A 14,427-nucleotide genomic window follows, 5' to 3' on the forward strand; every position below is an offset into this window, starting at 1 on the left:
CCACGTCATGCGGTTTCATGGGACGAGTAGCCGAGGGTGGCGGGCTCGCGACGGCCGGGCGAAGCGGGAGGACGTGGCGATCCGTAGCGGCGCCCGCCGGCGGACCGGACGCGACGATCCGACCGATCGGCGCCGTCGTGTCCGGCCGGCCGCTCGTGTCGTGTACCGGGCCGTTTATACCACGGGCGTTTATAAGGGAGGGGATCACATATAAAAGCGAACGATGACGAACCCTGCAGATTCGATCGAGATTCAGAACGTAGTTGCATCGACGGGGATCGGCCAGGAACTCGACTTGGAGGCGCTCGCTGAGGACCTGCCGGGGGCCGACTTCAACCCCGACAACTTCCCAGGACTCGTTTACCGGACCCAGGAGCCGAAGGCGGCGGCGCTCATCTTCCGGTCGGGCAAGATCGTCTGCACGGGCGCGAAGAGCATCGACGACGTTCACGAGGCGTTGGGGATCATCTTCGAGAAGCTCCGCGGACTCCAGATCCCCGTCGAGGAGGATCCGGAGATCACCGTTCAGAACATCGTCTCGAGTGCGGACCTCGGCCACAACCTCAACCTCAACGCGCTCGCGATCGGGCTCGGGTTGGAGGACGTCGAGTACGAGCCCGAGCAGTTCCCCGGCCTCGTCTACCGGATGGACGAGCCCGAGGTCGTGATCCTGCTGTTCGGCAGCGGGAAGATCGTCATCACCGGCGGAAAGCGCACCGACGACGCGGAGGGCGCGGTCGAGGAGATCGTCGAACGGATCGAAGGGCTCGGTCTGCTGGGTTGAATCGGTCTCGGGAGACGCGGGTCGCGGGCCGTCGGTCAGCCGCTCGCCGAGTCCTCGACGAGAACCTCCTTGACGACGCCGGGATCCTCGAGGAGTTGGTGTTTGGTGTAGCTCCCTTCCGCGCTGCCGCCGCTGTGTTTCGACTGTTCGATGATGTCGAGGAAGGCGTGCTCCTTGAGCAGGTCACGAACTCGACGCAACGAGAGGCTGTCCGACCCCTCCTGTCGGCAGATGTTCTCGTAGATCTCGTACACGCGGCTGGTTCGGAAGCCGTCCTGCCGCTCGTTGGAGAGCGAGAGCAGCGCGAGCGCCTGGAGCACGTACCGGGAGTGCGGCGTCGATCCGCGGATGAGTTCGCGGAACCGGTCAGTCTCCGCGCGCTCGCGTGCCTGCGTGACGAACTCCTCTCGCACCGTGGGTTCGCCGTTGGCCTGGGCGATCTCGCCCGCGTACCGGAGGATGTCGATCGCCTTGCGGGCGTCCCCGTGCTCGCGGGCGGCGAGCGCGGCGGCGCGAGGGATCGTCGACGCCTCGAGGACGTCGTCGTGGAACGCGTCGGATCTGGCCTGCATGATCGCCCGGAGCTGGTTCGCGTCGTACGGGGGAAAGACGAACTCCCGTTCACAGAGGCTCGATTTGACCCGTTCGTCCATGCGGTCCTTGTACTGGATCTTGTTGCTGATCCCGACGACGCCGAGTTTACAGTCGGTTATCTTTCCGGCCTCCCCGGCGCGTGACAGCTGCATCAGGATGGCGTCGTCGTCGAGCTTGTCGATCTCGTCGAGGATGATCAACACGACGTCGTACCGCTGGTCGAGGATCCGCCAGAGTCGCTTGTAGTACGTCGACGTCGAGAGCCCCTTGTCCGGAACGTTGATCCCGGTGGCGTCGGGGTCGTTCACGCCCTCGGCGATGGTCTGAACCGCCTGCGTCTCGGTCGTGTCCTGGGCGCAGTCGACGTACGCGAAGGTCGCGTTGACTCCCTCCTCGCCCGCCGTCGAGACGAGTCGCTTCGAGACGTACTTCGCACAGAGCGATTTCCCCGTCCCGGTCTTCCCGTAGAGGAGGACGTTGCTCGGACTCTGGCCGAAGATGGCGGGATTGACCGCGGTGGCGAGATCGGCGATCTCGTCGTCACGGCCGACGATCCGACCCTCACCAGGGAGGTGACTGATCTCGAGGAGTTCCTTGTTGGCGAAGATCGGGTCCTCCCTCGTGAAGAGGTCGTCCGCTGCGTCCATGGGTGAGACACCGCGTTTCCGGTGAAATACGTTCTGTTTTCTCCCGCGGGTCGCTCCGGCGTGGGCCGGTCGGCGCGTCGACGAGACGGGACCCCGTGAAGCGGAGGAGTCGGAAAAATCGGGAGCGTCGGGGAGACGGAGGCGTCGGGAAACCGGGAGCGTCGGCGGTCGCGAGCCGTCCACCGCCGGGCTTCGGGGACGCCAACCGCGTCGACGGGCTCTCGCGCCGGGCCAGGGTCGTCGGTCCGGACGTGGCTACCGTGCCGCCGACGGAGCGGTTCGGTTCGTCCCGCATCCCGGCGACCGCGGGCCGACATCGTCCCCGGACGCGTCCCGCAGTCCGTTGCGTCTCCCAGGAGTCGCGACCCGTTACGTCTCCCAGAAGCGGCTCTCGTCGAGTCGATCGATCGCGCGGTCGATCGTCTCCTCGTTTCGCGAGAAGGTGAACCGGACCCACTCCTCGCCCTCGTCGGTGTAGAAGCTGCTTCCGGGGACCGCGGCGACGCCCGCCTCGCGGATGAGCCGGAAACAGAACGCCGTGTCGTCCTCGTCGGTCGGGTAGCGCGTCAGCATGTAGTAGGCCCCGTCCGGTTTCACGGGATCGAGCCCGACCGACCGGAGGCCGTCGTACAGCTGCTCCCGCCGGCGTTCGTAGGAGTCCGAGAGCTCGTCGTAGTAGCTCTCGGGCAACGAGAGCGCCTCGACTCCAGCGTGTTGGAACGGGGTCGGCGCACAGATGCTCGTGTAGTCGTGGAACTTCCGCAGCTCCGCCGAGAGCGGCTCGGGCGCGAGCACGAACCCGACGCGCCACCCGGTGACCGAGTACGTCTTGGACATGCCGGTACAGACGACCGTTCGCTCGGCGAGCCCGTCGACGGTCACCGGGCTGCGGTAGTGGTCCGCGTAGACGATGTGCTCGTAGATCTCGTCGGTGATCACGATCAGGTCCTCCTCGACGGCGACCTCGGCGATCAGCTCGAGCTCCTCGGGCGTGAACACCTTCCCGGTGGGGTTGTGCGGGTGGTTCAAGATCAGGATCGACGCGTCGGCGGCGGCCTCGCGGAGCGCGTCCGCCTCGACGGCCAGTCCGTCGGTGATGTCGATCGGGATCGGTCGACCCTCGGCGAACTGGACGCCGGGGATGTAGCTCTCGTAGGTCGGCTCGAAGTAGACGACGCCGTCGCCGGGGTCACAGAGCGCCAGGAGGGTGGACATGAGCCCCTCGCTCGTCCCGCTCGTGATCGTGACCTCCGTCTCCGGGTCGTACTCGATCCCCTTCCAGTCGGCGTAACGCTCTGAGACCGCCTCCCGGAGCGCCGGGAGCCCCCAGGTGATGGTGTACTGGCTGTCCGTGTCGATCGCCTCCCGCGCGGCCCGCTTGACCGACGACGGCGTCTCGTCCTCGTCGGGGATCCCCTGTGAGAGGTTGATCGCCTCGTGGCGGTGGGCCTCGCGGGTCATCTCCCTGATGACGGACTCGTTCATCCCGCCGACGCGGCGGCTCCCGAGCGACCGATCGAACGCGTTCTCGAAGGTCATACCCGTCGCTACCGAGGCGACCAGCAAAACGCCCCCGGTTTCTCAGCCGGTCACGTGATCGAGGACGCGGATCGTCCGGAGATCCCGTCCGGCGATCGGACGACCGTCCGGGGGGCAGAGCAGTCGTCGAACGGGCGCAGTCGTCGAACGGGCGAAGCCAGGCCCTCGGGGCGACCGGACGCGTGGACCCGTCACCTGGAGCGACCGGACGTCGTGGAGTCGCATGCGTGTGAGCACCTCCCGCCCTCGATACGCTTATCACGGAGGATCGTGGTTTGTCGTACGTGATCGTTCGCAAATTCCGCGGTACGACGGCGGATCGTCAGACGGGGGAGACCGATGCGTAAACTGACCGACGGGTCGACGAGCCTGAAGCGCCGCCGCTTCCTTCAGGGTGCGGCGACGACGGGCGCGGCGGCCGCGGCCGGCTGTCTCGGCGGTGGGGGCGGCGGGAGCGACCGGGTTCCGATGGACGTCACGGAGTGGCCGCCCGAGGACCTCGAGTCGAACCTGAACCTGTGGAACTGGTACGACTCCTGGGCGGAGTACGCGATCGACGCCTTCGGCGAGGAGTTCGACGTCGACGTGAGCAACACGGGCTACTCCTCGGCGGACCAGTGGTACTCCCAGCTCCAGGCCGGCAACGACGAGATCGACAACATCGCCGCCACGACGAACTGGGTCGAACGCTCCATCGAGAACGACTTCCTTCACGAGCTTCCGGTCGACGTGATGCCGGCCTGGGAGAACATCACCGACCGGATCAAGGAGGCGAGCTCCTACCAGCAGGACGGCTCGACGTACGCGGTCCCGGAGTCGCTCGTCCTCTACCCGCTCACGTACAACGACGAGTACTTCGACTCGGCTCCCGACTCCTGGGGCGTCCTCTGGGACGAGGAACACGAGGGCGACCTCTGTATGTGGGACAACTCGACGGTCTCGTGTCAGATCGCCGCACTGTACACCGGGCAGGACCCGATCCAGCCCGACGACTACGACGAGATCGAGGAGGTCCTCATCCAGCAGAAACCGCTCTTACAGACCTACTGGGGCGACTACCAGCAGGGAATGAGCCTCTTCGTCAACGAGGACGTCGTCGCGGGGCCGCTCACGATGGGTCGGACCTACACGGCGCGGTTCCAGGAGGGCGCGCCGGTCCACTACACCGCACCCCAGGAGGGCGCGATGTACACGAGCGACCTCTTCGTCATCCCGAAGGGGGCGCCGAACCCGATCGCGAGCCTCCAGTTCACGAACTGGGCGAGCGAGACGGAGAACGCCGCACAGCTCTTCGAGACCATGGGGTACCAGCCCGCCGTCGACATCAGCGACGAGCTCTCCGAGGAGGACGCCGAGTTCACGAACTGGCCCGACGAGTGGAACCTCGTCTTCTCGGAGACCCTCTCCGACGAGGTTCGCTCGCGATACGACGAGATCTGGACCGCAGTCAAAGCCGCATAGATGTCGCTGCTGCGCGTCCGCGGGCTGACGAAGGAGTTCGGCGATCTGGTCGCCGTCGACGACGTGGACTTCGACGTCGAGGACGGCGAGTTCGTCTCGATCCTCGGCCCCAGCGGCTCCGGGAAGTCGACGGTGCTCCGCATGGTCGCCGGCTTCGAGGAGCCGACCGACGGTGAGATCGCTCTCGACGACGTCGAGGTCGTCGGGTCGCCGCCGTTCGAGCGCGACGTGAACATGGTGTTTCAGGACCTCGCGCTGTTCCCGCACCTCACGGTCGCGGAGAACATCGGCTACGGCCTGAAGCAGTCCGGCGTCCCGGCCGACGAGCGCCGCGAGCGGACCGAGCGGATGCTCGAGATGGTTCGGCTCGAGGGATACGGCGACCGCTCGCCCGCGGAGCTCTCCGGCGGGGAACAACAGCGGGTCGCGCTCGCCCGCGCGCTCGTCAACGAGCCCGCGCTCGTGCTGTTCGACGAGCCGCTCTCCTCGCTCGACCGGAAGCTCCGCCAGCACATGCAAGGCGAGCTCCAGCGGATCCAGGTCGAGACGGACACGACCTTCCTCTACGTCACCCACGACCAGGAGGTCGCGCTCGCGGTCTCCGACCGACTCGTCGTCCTCGACGACGGGGAGATCCAGCAGGTCGGGACGGTCGAGGAGCTGTACGAGACGCCCGCGAGCCGGTTCGTCGCGGACTTCATCGGCGACGTCAACGCGGTCGAGGGGCGTGTGGTCGCCGTCGACGACGGGACGATCGGTCTCGACGTCGGCGACGGCGAGGTGACGGTCCCGCGGGACGCCGCGGTCGGGGACGTCGCGGTCGACGACGCGGTCGACGTTTGTGTCCGACCGTTCCAGGTTCGCGTCGAGCCGGCCGGGGACGACCGCGATGTCGCGAACGCCGCCGACGGGACGTTCTCGGCGACCGGGGTCGTGCGGAGCCGCAGCTACCAGGGGAGCGACTCACAGTACGGGATCGAGACGGACCGATGGGGACGGCTGTCCGCGGAGATCCGGTCCGCCTCCTTCGAGATCGACGACCGCGTCGCGGTCGCATGGGACGCCGCGGACGTCCACGTCTACCGGCGCGACGGTGACGGCTCCGCGGACGACGACGGAGGGTCCTGATGACGGAGCCGTCGCGTTCCGACGACGGCGGAGCCGGCTCCGGAGGCGATCCTGAACCCGTCACCGACGGGGGGTCCGCCGCCGTCGACGGCCGAGTGAGCGACCTCACGGCCTTCCTCCGTGAACGTCCGCGGCTCCGAACGCTCTCGATCGCCGGACCGCCGTACGGCATCCTGGTGTTCTTCTTCGCGATCCCGCTTCTCGCGATGCTCGTCGTCTCGTTCCAGGCCGACCAGATCGGCGGGGCGTGGACGCTCGGCAACTACGTCGATTTCCTCACCTCGGACACGTACCTGACGGTGGTCTGGCGGACGTTCCTGATCAGCGTCCAGGTGACCGCGATCGTGGCGGCCGTCGGATACGCGTTGGCGTACAGCATCGTCCGGTTCTCTCGACGGACGACGCTGCTTCTCCTCTTGGTCATTCTGCCGTTCTGGACCAGCTACATCATCCGGATGTACGCGTGGATCAACATCCTTCAGAGCGACGGCGTCCTGGACTCGATCCTGAACCTCGTCGGGCTACCGGCGGTCGGGTTGTTGTACACCAAGACGGCCGTGCTCATCGGGTTCACCTACGTCTGGCTGCCGCTCGCGGTGTTGCCGTTTTACGCCTCGCTGACCAACCTCGACGGCGACCTCATCGAGGCGTCGAAGGACCTCGGCGCCGGACCGATCCGGACGTTCCTCTCGGTCACGCTGCCGATGACGATAAACGGGGTGATCACCGGGATCGTGTTGGTGTTCATCCCGACGTTCGGGTCGTTCATCACGCCGCGGCTGCTCGGCGGGACGAACAACGTCATGATCGGGATGGTGATCGAGAACCAGTTCAAGAGCGCGTTCAACTGGCCGTTCGGCGCGGCCATCGGGATGGTGATCTCGGTCGTCGTCGTGGCGCTGTTGCTGCTCGCGACCCGGTTCGGCGGCGGGCTCTTCGGCGCCGGAGGTGAGACGTCGTGAGCGTGATCGATCGGGTCACCGCTCCGTTCGAGCGGTTCACGCAGACGCACGCCTCGCGCATGGCCACCGCCGTGATCGTCGGGGTCCTCGCGTTCCTGTGGCTGCCGATCGGCGTGCTCGTGTTCATGTCGTTCGCGGACGGGGGCGTGCTGTCGTTCCCGCCGGACGAGCTCACGCTCCGGTGGTACCGGGTGTTCCTCGCGAACGACGCCGCGCTCGACGCCATCGTCACGACGCTGACCATCTCGGTCCCGGCGACCGGGATCACGGTCACGCTGGCGACGATGATCGCGTACGCGGTCGACCGCTACGTCTTCCCCGGACGGAGTTGGCTACAGCTGTTGGCGACGCTTCCGATCATCGTCCCGCTCGTGGTGACCGGGGTCGCCATGGTGCTGTTCTTCAACGGCACCCTGGGGCTTCCGGACTACGTGTCGGTGGTGATCGCTCACGTGATCCGGACGATCCCGTTCGCGACGCTCGTCATCCTGCCGACGTTCATGTCCTTCGACCGGGGGCTCGAGGAGGCCTCGAAGGACCTCGGTGCGGACGAGTTCGAGACCTTCCGGCAGGTCACCCTGCCGAACGTCTTTCCGGGGGTCGTCGCGGGGGGGCTGCTCGCGTTCACCCTCTCGTTCAACGAGTTCGTCTACACCTACTTCGTGAAGGGGTCCGGCGACCCGACGCTGCCGGTGTACATCTGGAACCAGATCCGGTACAACGTGACGCCGGAAGTGAACGTCATCAGCGTGGTCTTCCTCGCGGTCGCGGTGACGATGGTGCTCGCGGCCGTCTCGCTCACGCGCGTCGAGCTGATCGCGCGTCGCTGAGGCGGCGGCGCACGCCGACCCGACGACGGGACGCTTTTCTCCGTCGCCGTCACACGTGGGGTATGGACGCATCGGACACGGCGCTTTTCGGCGTCTCCGTGGTCGTCGCGGTGACGGTGATCGCGGCGGTGGTCGTCGCCGGCCTGCTTTTCGGATTCGACGAGTCCGTTCTCCGCCCGTTCGCGTTGCTCGCGGCGGAGCCGTTCGCGTGGATCGTCGTCGCCGCGTTGCTCGTCGCCGTCGTCGGTCACGCGTACATCGGGTAGCGAGGTGTCACCTCTCCGGGTCGACCCGCACCGCGTGAGCGCTCGGAGAACGACTCGAACGCTCCCGGTGGTCGAAGAGGCGCCTGCCGGCACGCGATCTCTAGTGGATGACTCGTCGGGCGACCACGACCACGGCGATGCCGGCGGCGGCGACGCCGACGACCGTCGGAACGAGCCGTCCGGATCCCCACTCCCATCCGAGGAACCGTGTTCCCACGACGGCGACGATGGCGACGAGGACGCCGAGAACGGTGGCCACGGGCGATCGGCCGTGAAATCCGGAGACCATCCTTGCCGGGTGTGTTGCTCGGCTTCGGTGAAAAGGTCGGTGTCCGTATCGACCGATGCCGGTGCTCGTATTGACCGAAGCCGAATCGGGATGATCGTCCGGCGAGTACCCCGTTGGGATCGGAGGAGCGGGATCGGAGGAGCGAGATCGGAGGAACGAGATCGGTCGAACGACGTCGAGCGACTCTGCCCTACCGTCCGCCGTCCGTCAGCGCGACGCGGTCGTCGGCGTCGGCGTCCGCGACCTGATCCGTCCCGCTCGCGGTGACCTCGGGTTCGGTCGCGCGCCGCTCGACGGACGCCTCCTCGGTCGCGAAGTGGTTCCAGACGGTGACGCCCGCGACCGCGTACGCGACGAGGTCGTAGTGGACCGCCCCGTCGAAGCCGGTGAACGCCGCGAGGGTGCTGTAGCCGAAGAGGGCACAGACGCCGGCGACGAACCCGAGCTCGCGGGTGAGTCGTCCGTCCGTCGCCGCGGAGGCCGCCCGCCGGATCGTCGGCCCGCAGGCGACGAGGAACGCGACGCCCGACAGCGTGGCGAGGTTGACGAAGAAGTGCGTCGCGACCCGCGAGTCGAGGATCGACCGGAGGTACTCGACGGTGACCGGGTCGTAGAAGAGCCACTCGAGGCGGGTCGGGTACAACACCGCGACGTACGGCGTGGCGACCATGAGCCCGAAGAGGACCGCGACGGCGACGCGGGCGGAGGCGAACTGCGATGCGCGACGGTTCGTGAACGCGTCGTCACCCGGAGCGACGGCGAGGTCGTACGACTCCAGGACGCCCCGAAGGTCGTCCCGCGAGACGGACGCGTCGTGGTGGATCCCCACCGTCCCGTTGCGCTGGGTCGCCGAGGCGGCGCTGACTCCGTCATGGTCGGCGAGCACCGCCTGTAACAGCGACTCCTCGCGTTTCGTCTCGAGTCCGCCCACCTCGAAAGTGTCGTGGACGTGCGACTCGGGGACTCTCGCGACCCGTGGGCCCGCGTCCGGGTTCGGGTCGTCCATTCCCCGCCTCTCGGCTGCGGCCTCGAGCGCCGATCGAGGCTCGCGGTACGGGTCGTCTGGCATGAGAGATGGGTCGGGTTCCACCGCTATGAAACTTCCCCCGCGAAGAGACCGAACGGCCGCTCGATCGTATCGGATCGTAGTTGAGCGATCGGAGCTCTGGCAATGGAGTGGCCCATCGGAAAAGTATATTCGGTGACGAGATCATACCGCCGTACAGTGATGAGTTGGCGTCCGTTCGTCGGTGCCCGAGAGGTGTTCTCGTTCGTTGACCGTCCTGCTCGTCGTGCCGGAATCGATTCCCGAGGTGAGTCGAGTGCTCGGTAGCGACTTCACCCGACGGGACCTGCTGCGGACGACGCTCGGAGGAAGTCTCGTCGCCGCCACGGTTCCCGGTGCGGTAGCGGGACAACAGATAGTCCGTGGAGGAGATCTGATCGCCCGTTGGCCGTTCGAGAGCGGACTCGAGGATGTGGTTGGGGGCATCGACGGCAGGCCGGCCTACGGGGACCCGACGGTCGGGCGCTACGACGGACGGAGCGGGGTCCGACTCGACGGTGACGACGGAATCCAGATCGGAAACGGAGGGGACAACCCGGAAATGAGCTTCGTCGAGTCCGGAGACGGCCCCACCACCGTCACCGGTTGGGTCTACTTCGATCGGAGGGAGGGCGGAAAACCGAACAGTGCTCCCGCGAGCCACCACGTTCTACGAAACGACGCGGAGTACACCCTTCTCGCAGCGCCGAGCGCGGACGAGGATGGAACGGTCGAGTTCGTCTTCCGGATCGGTGATCTCGGCGGTGGCGAGAGCTACAACACGATCGATCACGCTGACGACGAGTTGTACGTCTCCGTCGGCGAATGGCACCACTTCGCCTTCGTCGTTGAGCCGGAAGAGTCCATTCGGGTCCATCTCGACGGCGAGGAACGGTTCGTCGATAACGATATGACCGGGTACAGTCCGCGGAACACGAACTACTGGTCACACCAAACCATCGGAAGCTGGTACGGAACGAACGATCCGGATTGGTACGGTCTCCTCGTCGGGAAACTCTCCGACCTTCGGATCTACGACGCCGGGTTGTCCGAGGCGGATATCGAGCGGATCTATTCGAACGGCGGCGAAACTGGCAGCGGTGACGGCGGCGAAACTGGTAGCAGTAACGGCGGCGAAACTGGTAGCAGCAACGGCGGAGAGGACGGTGGCGAACTCGACGAATCCGACGCAGCAGGACCCAGCGCCGAGTTCGAGTATGAGCCGTCGGAGCCTACGGTGGAGACCCAGGTCGCGTTCAACGCAGCCGCTTCCACCGCGCCGAGCGGCGAGATCGTCAGCTACGACTGGGAATTCGGTGACGGGGAGAGAGGTTCCGGTGAGACGGTGACACATACGTTCGCCGAGCCCGGTGGATACAACGTTCGTCTCACGGTCACCGACGATCGGGACGCGAGCACGAGCGTCGTCGAGACCGTCTCCGTAGTGGATGACCAGTCGGCGATCGAGGTTCCCGGATTCGGCGTCTCGAGCGGGCTCGCAGCCCTCGGCGGGGCCGGATATCTACTGAAACGACGCAGCGACGGAGGCGGAGGCGACTCTCCGGAGAAGTAGCCGGACGGTACCTCATGGGGCGACGACGACGTCCTCTCGAAAACCGATACCGTCTCAACGGATCGCCGGGGCGTGTCGCTCGAAGGTCTCCACGGGGACGCCGGCGACGGGAACGGTCTCGACCTCGTGGGTGGGCCACTGGCCGGTCTTCGTGAGCAGCTCGTGACGACCGTCGTCGACGAGGTACGTGTCCTCGCTTTTCGCGCCGGCGACGGTCGGGTTCCAGGCGTATCCCATCGGCGCGATCACGGGTTCGTCGCCGTCGGGTCGCGCGATCCACTCCCGGCCGGCGTAGCCGGCGGCACCGCCCTGGTGGTGTCGTTTCCACTCCCCGTCGAATCCAACGGCGTCGTACGCCTCGCGGATGGCCTCGAAGACGTCGCCGGCGGTTCCCGGACCGGCTCCGGAGCCGAGCTCGCCGGCGGCGGCCGCGCGGGTGGCGGCGAGCGCCGTAGCCTCGACGCGAGCGGCCGCGCGGTGGTGCTCCTCGAGCCAGTCGGGCGCGTCGAACGCGACGGTCCGCGTGAGAGAGGCGTACAGCCCGCCGCGCTCGGCGGTGATCGAGACGAGCGCGTACTCGCCGAGGGTCTCGTCGGTGGGGACGAAGTGGCGGTACGACTGCGCGCGCTCCGCGCCCCCGACGAGGACCACCGGGGTGTTCACGTCCCGCGAGGACAGCGAGATGTCGATCCCGGCGGCCACCTCGTACTCGGGATCCTCCGGCTCGAGGTTTCGACAGACCGTCTCGAGGGCCGCCGCGGCTTCGCGCCCCAGCTCGCGGTAGCGGTCCACGTCGTCGTCGGTGAGCGGCTGACGGAGTCGGCTCGCCTCGACTCGCTCGAACTCGGACGCGTCGAGTTCGGGCGTGTCGAAGTCGGCAGCGGCGGGGAGCGGGGATCGGTCGGCGACGGCTCCCGCGAGCGACTCCGCGTACCACGGGAAGGACTCGACCGCGAACGCGTCCGGGAGCTGCTCCTCGGCGAGCCGTCGAGCCTCGATATCGTCGGTGATCACGCGGAACTCGCCGTCATAGCCCGCGGCGGCGACGCCGTGTGAGGCGTCGGCGTCGACGACGTTGTCGCCGCCGGTGAGCCACGCGAACCCGTTTGGCTCGGCGAACCACGCGGCCTCGAGGCCGCGGGCGTCGAGGTACTCGTCCAACCGGTCCGCGCGAGCGGAGAGATCGACCATACGAGACGGCTCACGCCGACGCAGTAAAACCGGTCGAAAACCGTCGACGGGGAAACCGGTCGAAAACCGTCGACGGGGCGTCGGGACGGTCGGGATACCCTCCGGTCACCCGTCGCGGGTCCGGACTTCGGCTCCCATCCCGGATCGGTATCCCCGGTCGACGTCAGCCGGGGCCGGTTCGGCCCGGTGATCGTCTCGCGGGCCCCCGAAACGAAAGGTTCAATTACGTCCCCCGGAAACGACGAGATGCGTCAGTAAGCCCCGTCGGGTTGGTAGTCTAGTCCGGTTATGACACCTCCTTGACATGGAGGAGGCCGGCGGTTCAAATCCGCCCCAACCCACTTCCTTTCGTAACTTCGGACGCGAGCGACGCCCGTCGGCTTCCGCCGTCGGGGTCGTGGGAGACCGTTCCGCATCGACCGTCCTCCTCCGTCTTCTCCGGATCTCGCGCCGATCGTCCGGTTGTCTCTCGTCGATCATCTCTCGTCGATCGTCTCTCGTCGATCGTCTTCGTCGATCGTCCCTCGTCAGCCAGCCCGTCGGTCGGTCCGTCGCGGTCGAGCCAAACATACTTGTCTCCAACACCAGTACAGTTGCCATGGACGACGAGCGAGCCGTCGCCCCGCGGGTGCTCGACAACAAGCGCGACGCCAGCAAGTATCGGGTGCTCGTCGAGATCGCGGCCCGTCAGCCGGCGGTGAGCCAAGGGGAGATCGCCGACGTTCTCGGAGTCACCTCACAGGCCGTGAGCGATTACGTTCGCGAACTCGTCGACCGGGGCTACGTGGAGAAACGGGGTCGAGGAAGGTACGAGGTGACGAAGGAGGGCGTCGACTGGCTCATCACGCGGACGGACGCGCTCTCGGAGTTCGTCTCCCGCGTGTCGGAGGACGTGCTCGGGAGCGTCGATGTCGACGCCGCGATCGCCGCCGATCCGATATCGGAGGGTGACGCGGTCCGACTGACCATGCGTGACGGCGTCCTCCACGCGATCGGCGATCGGCGAGGAGGAGGCGCTCCGGCCGGCACGGATGCTCCGACCGAATCGGACGCTCCGACCGAATCGGACGCTCCGGCGACCGCGGTCGCCGTCACCGACGGGGCGGCCGGGGAGGCCGTCGGGGTAACCGAGTTCGAGGGCGTAGTCGAGTACGATCCGGGCGTCGTGACCGTGATCCCCGTGCCGGTGGTGACCGAGGGCGAACCGCCGTCGGTCGACGTCGTGACCGACCGTGTCGACGAGAGCGGGTTCGTCGCGATAGCCGGGACGGAGGCGTACGCGCTGGCGACGCGGGCGGGAATCCGTCCGGAGATCCGTTTCGGGACGGTCGATGCCGTGCCGCAGGCGGCGCTCCGTGGCTTGGACGTGCTGCTTCTCGTCTCCAGCGACGAGCTATCGCGTCACACGACACAGCTTCGGGAAAGCGGCGTTCGATACGAGGTACACGACCCCGTCGGCGACTCCGCCTGACCGGGATCCTCGGGGGCCGCCGACGGGATCGGCGGGCCTCCCGATCTCCGTTGGTTCTCTCGGTCACTACGCCCTTTTCCGCCGCCGCTCGTGACGCAGGGACCTGGAGACCCGTTGAGAGCAGTTGAGAGACACACCGTGTTTCCGGTGAAACGGGTTCTGGTGGGTGTCGGTTCCGGGTGGGCGGGCGTCAACTCCGGATAATAACCAGAAAATAACCAACAGATAATCAACGGATAAGCGATGAGTAACCAGTATAACTAAGTACCACTCGAGCGAAAATTCCAATAAGTCGGATGAAGTCATGAGACGAGCATGGTGAAGTCACGTCGCGAGGTACAGCGGAAGACCCGATCTGTTCAGGGATCTGTTCAGGGGAACGTCGTACGTGTGGTGTCGCCGTCGGTGTCGGTGTTACTCTATCGTGGGTGAGACGTCGTGCCGTGAAGTGTCCAGACTTCGGCGGCGGAGTGGGACGCTGCTCCGGCGGAGTGGGACGCTGCTCCGGCGGAATGGGACGCTGCTCCGGCGTACTCTTCGCGCTCGGAACTCTCGATCGGGTTCCTTGAATGTGCCTCGGGCTCGAGTCGTCCCGTGAGACCCGCGCCCTGGTGGTCCGCTTCTGGGGGCACACCTCGTTTCCGGTG

13 protein-coding genes and 1 tRNA gene are annotated in these 14,427 nt (G+C 66.8%); 9 read left to right on the forward strand and 5 right to left on the reverse strand.

Annotated elements, in window-relative coordinates; genetic code table 11:
- Positions 1 to 223 precede the first annotated feature (223 nt).
- Positions 224 to 784 (forward strand): TATA-box-binding protein, encoded by a 561-nt coding sequence (locus tag DJ70_RS07845; RefSeq protein ID WP_066417002.1) that lies wholly within the window; start codon positions 224 to 226, stop codon positions 782 to 784.
- Between the two features lie 35 nt (positions 785 to 819).
- Here the strand turns inward: DJ70_RS07845 and DJ70_RS07850 are convergent, their stop codons facing one another.
- Together DJ70_RS07850 and DJ70_RS07855 are read right to left on the reverse strand one after the other, a co-directional pair.
- A complete protein-coding gene (locus DJ70_RS07850) occupies positions 820 to 2,025 on the reverse strand; it encodes a Cdc6/Cdc18 family protein (protein WP_094531710.1) in 1,206 nt (401 codons plus the stop codon).
- Between the two features lie 369 nt (positions 2,026 to 2,394).
- Positions 2,395 to 3,564, reverse strand: coding sequence for a pyridoxal phosphate-dependent aminotransferase (locus DJ70_RS07855; protein ID WP_094531712.1), 1,170 nt, complete (start codon positions 3,562 to 3,564; stop codon positions 2,395 to 2,397).
- A gap of 339 nt (positions 3,565 to 3,903) precedes the next feature.
- Here DJ70_RS07855 and DJ70_RS07865 point away from each other — a divergent pair, with 339 nt between their 5' ends.
- The 5 genes from DJ70_RS07865 (at position 3,904) to DJ70_RS07885 (ending at position 8,211) form a co-directional block, all read left to right on the forward strand.
- Positions 3,904 to 5,025 carry an ABC transporter substrate-binding protein gene (locus DJ70_RS07865; RefSeq protein WP_094531716.1) on the forward strand — a complete coding sequence of 374 codons (1,122 nt, stop codon included), beginning with the start codon at positions 3,904 to 3,906 and terminating at the stop codon, positions 5,023 to 5,025.
- Positions 5,026 to 6,153, forward strand: coding sequence for an ABC transporter ATP-binding protein (locus tag DJ70_RS07870; protein ID WP_094531718.1), 1,128 nt, complete (start codon positions 5,026 to 5,028; stop codon positions 6,151 to 6,153).
- A complete protein-coding gene (locus tag DJ70_RS07875; RefSeq protein WP_094531720.1) occupies positions 6,153 to 7,115 on the forward strand; it encodes an ABC transporter permease in 963 nt (320 codons plus the stop codon). The genes DJ70_RS07870 and DJ70_RS07875 overlap by 1 nt, the downstream gene beginning before the upstream one ends.
- Positions 7,112 to 7,945, forward strand: a complete 834-nt coding sequence (locus DJ70_RS07880) for an ABC transporter permease (protein ID WP_245810763.1) — start codon at positions 7,112 to 7,114, stop codon at positions 7,943 to 7,945. Before DJ70_RS07875 ends, DJ70_RS07880 begins: the two co-directional genes overlap by 4 nt.
- 62 nt (positions 7,946 to 8,007) lie before the next feature.
- Complete coding sequence (locus DJ70_RS07885; protein WP_094531722.1) at positions 8,008 to 8,211, forward strand: hypothetical protein; 204 nt, start codon at positions 8,008 to 8,010, stop codon at positions 8,209 to 8,211.
- A 100-nt stretch (positions 8,212 to 8,311) separates the two neighbouring features.
- Here the strand turns inward: DJ70_RS07885 and DJ70_RS07890 are convergent, their stop codons facing one another.
- Both DJ70_RS07890 and DJ70_RS07895 read right to left on the reverse strand, forming a co-directional pair.
- On the reverse strand, positions 8,312 to 8,500 hold the full coding sequence (locus DJ70_RS07890; RefSeq protein ID WP_094531724.1) for a multidrug transporter: 189 nt from the start codon (positions 8,498 to 8,500) through the stop codon (positions 8,312 to 8,314).
- Between the two features lie 190 nt (positions 8,501 to 8,690).
- A complete protein-coding gene (locus tag DJ70_RS07895) occupies positions 8,691 to 9,569 on the reverse strand; it encodes a hypothetical protein (RefSeq protein ID WP_094531726.1) in 879 nt (292 codons plus the stop codon).
- Between the two features lie 538 nt (positions 9,570 to 10,107).
- Between DJ70_RS07895 and DJ70_RS07900 the strand changes: the two genes are divergently transcribed.
- Entirely contained in the window at positions 10,108 to 11,118 is a 1,011-nt protein-coding gene (locus DJ70_RS07900) for a PKD domain-containing protein (protein ID WP_143420961.1), read from the forward strand.
- A 54-nt stretch (positions 11,119 to 11,172) separates the two neighbouring features.
- Here the strand turns inward: DJ70_RS07900 and DJ70_RS07905 are convergent, their stop codons facing one another.
- A complete protein-coding gene (locus DJ70_RS07905) occupies positions 11,173 to 12,309 on the reverse strand; it encodes a M24 family metallopeptidase (protein WP_094531730.1) in 1,137 nt (378 codons plus the stop codon).
- 266 nt (positions 12,310 to 12,575) lie between these two features.
- On the opposite strand from DJ70_RS07905, the gene DJ70_RS17990 reads away from it, so the two are divergent.
- Together DJ70_RS17990 and DJ70_RS07915 are read left to right on the forward strand one after the other, a co-directional pair.
- A tRNA-Val gene (locus tag DJ70_RS17990) sits at positions 12,576 to 12,650 on the forward strand.
- A 257-nt stretch (positions 12,651 to 12,907) separates the two neighbouring features.
- Positions 12,908 to 13,780: a DUF7839 domain-containing protein gene (locus DJ70_RS07915; protein WP_094531732.1), complete on the forward strand. Its 873-nt coding sequence runs from the start codon at positions 12,908 to 12,910 to the stop codon at positions 13,778 to 13,780.
- The last annotated feature ends 647 nt before the right edge of the window (positions 13,781 to 14,427 follow it).

Source organism: Halorubrum halodurans (genome assembly GCF_002252985.1).
Taxonomy (GTDB): domain Archaea; phylum Halobacteriota; class Halobacteria; order Halobacteriales; family Haloferacaceae; genus Halorubrum; species Halorubrum halodurans.

Excerpts from the sequence above, each read along its gene's own strand:
- DJ70_RS07895 (WP_094531726.1), bottom strand. The coding sequence starts at position 9,569 with ATGCCAGACGACCCGTACCGCGAGCCTCGATCGGCGCTCGAGGCCGCA.
- DJ70_RS07870 (WP_094531718.1), top strand. The coding sequence starts at position 5,026 with ATGTCGCTGCTGCGCGTCCGCGGGCTGACGAAGGAGTTCGGCGATCTG.
- DJ70_RS07865 (WP_094531716.1), top strand. The coding sequence starts at position 3,904 with ATGCGTAAACTGACCGACGGGTCGACGAGCCTGAAGCGCCGCCGCTTC.
- DJ70_RS07885 (WP_094531722.1), top strand. The coding sequence starts at position 8,008 with ATGGACGCATCGGACACGGCGCTTTTCGGCGTCTCCGTGGTCGTCGCG.
- DJ70_RS07845 (WP_066417002.1), top strand. The coding sequence starts at position 224 with ATGACGAACCCTGCAGATTCGATCGAGATTCAGAACGTAGTTGCATCG.
- DJ70_RS07855 (WP_094531712.1), bottom strand. The coding sequence starts at position 3,564 with ATGACCTTCGAGAACGCGTTCGATCGGTCGCTCGGGAGCCGCCGCGTC.
- DJ70_RS07905 (WP_094531730.1), bottom strand. The coding sequence starts at position 12,309 with ATGGTCGATCTCTCCGCTCGCGCGGACCGGTTGGACGAGTACCTCGAC.
- DJ70_RS07890 (WP_094531724.1), bottom strand. The coding sequence starts at position 8,500 with ATGGTCTCCGGATTTCACGGCCGATCGCCCGTGGCCACCGTTCTCGGC.
- DJ70_RS07875 (WP_094531720.1), top strand. The coding sequence starts at position 6,153 with ATGACGGAGCCGTCGCGTTCCGACGACGGCGGAGCCGGCTCCGGAGGC.
- DJ70_RS07850 (WP_094531710.1), bottom strand. The coding sequence starts at position 2,025 with ATGGACGCAGCGGACGACCTCTTCACGAGGGAGGACCCGATCTTCGCC.
- DJ70_RS07915 (WP_094531732.1), top strand. The coding sequence starts at position 12,908 with ATGGACGACGAGCGAGCCGTCGCCCCGCGGGTGCTCGACAACAAGCGC.
- DJ70_RS07900 (WP_143420961.1), top strand. The coding sequence starts at position 10,108 with ATGAGCTTCGTCGAGTCCGGAGACGGCCCCACCACCGTCACCGGTTGG.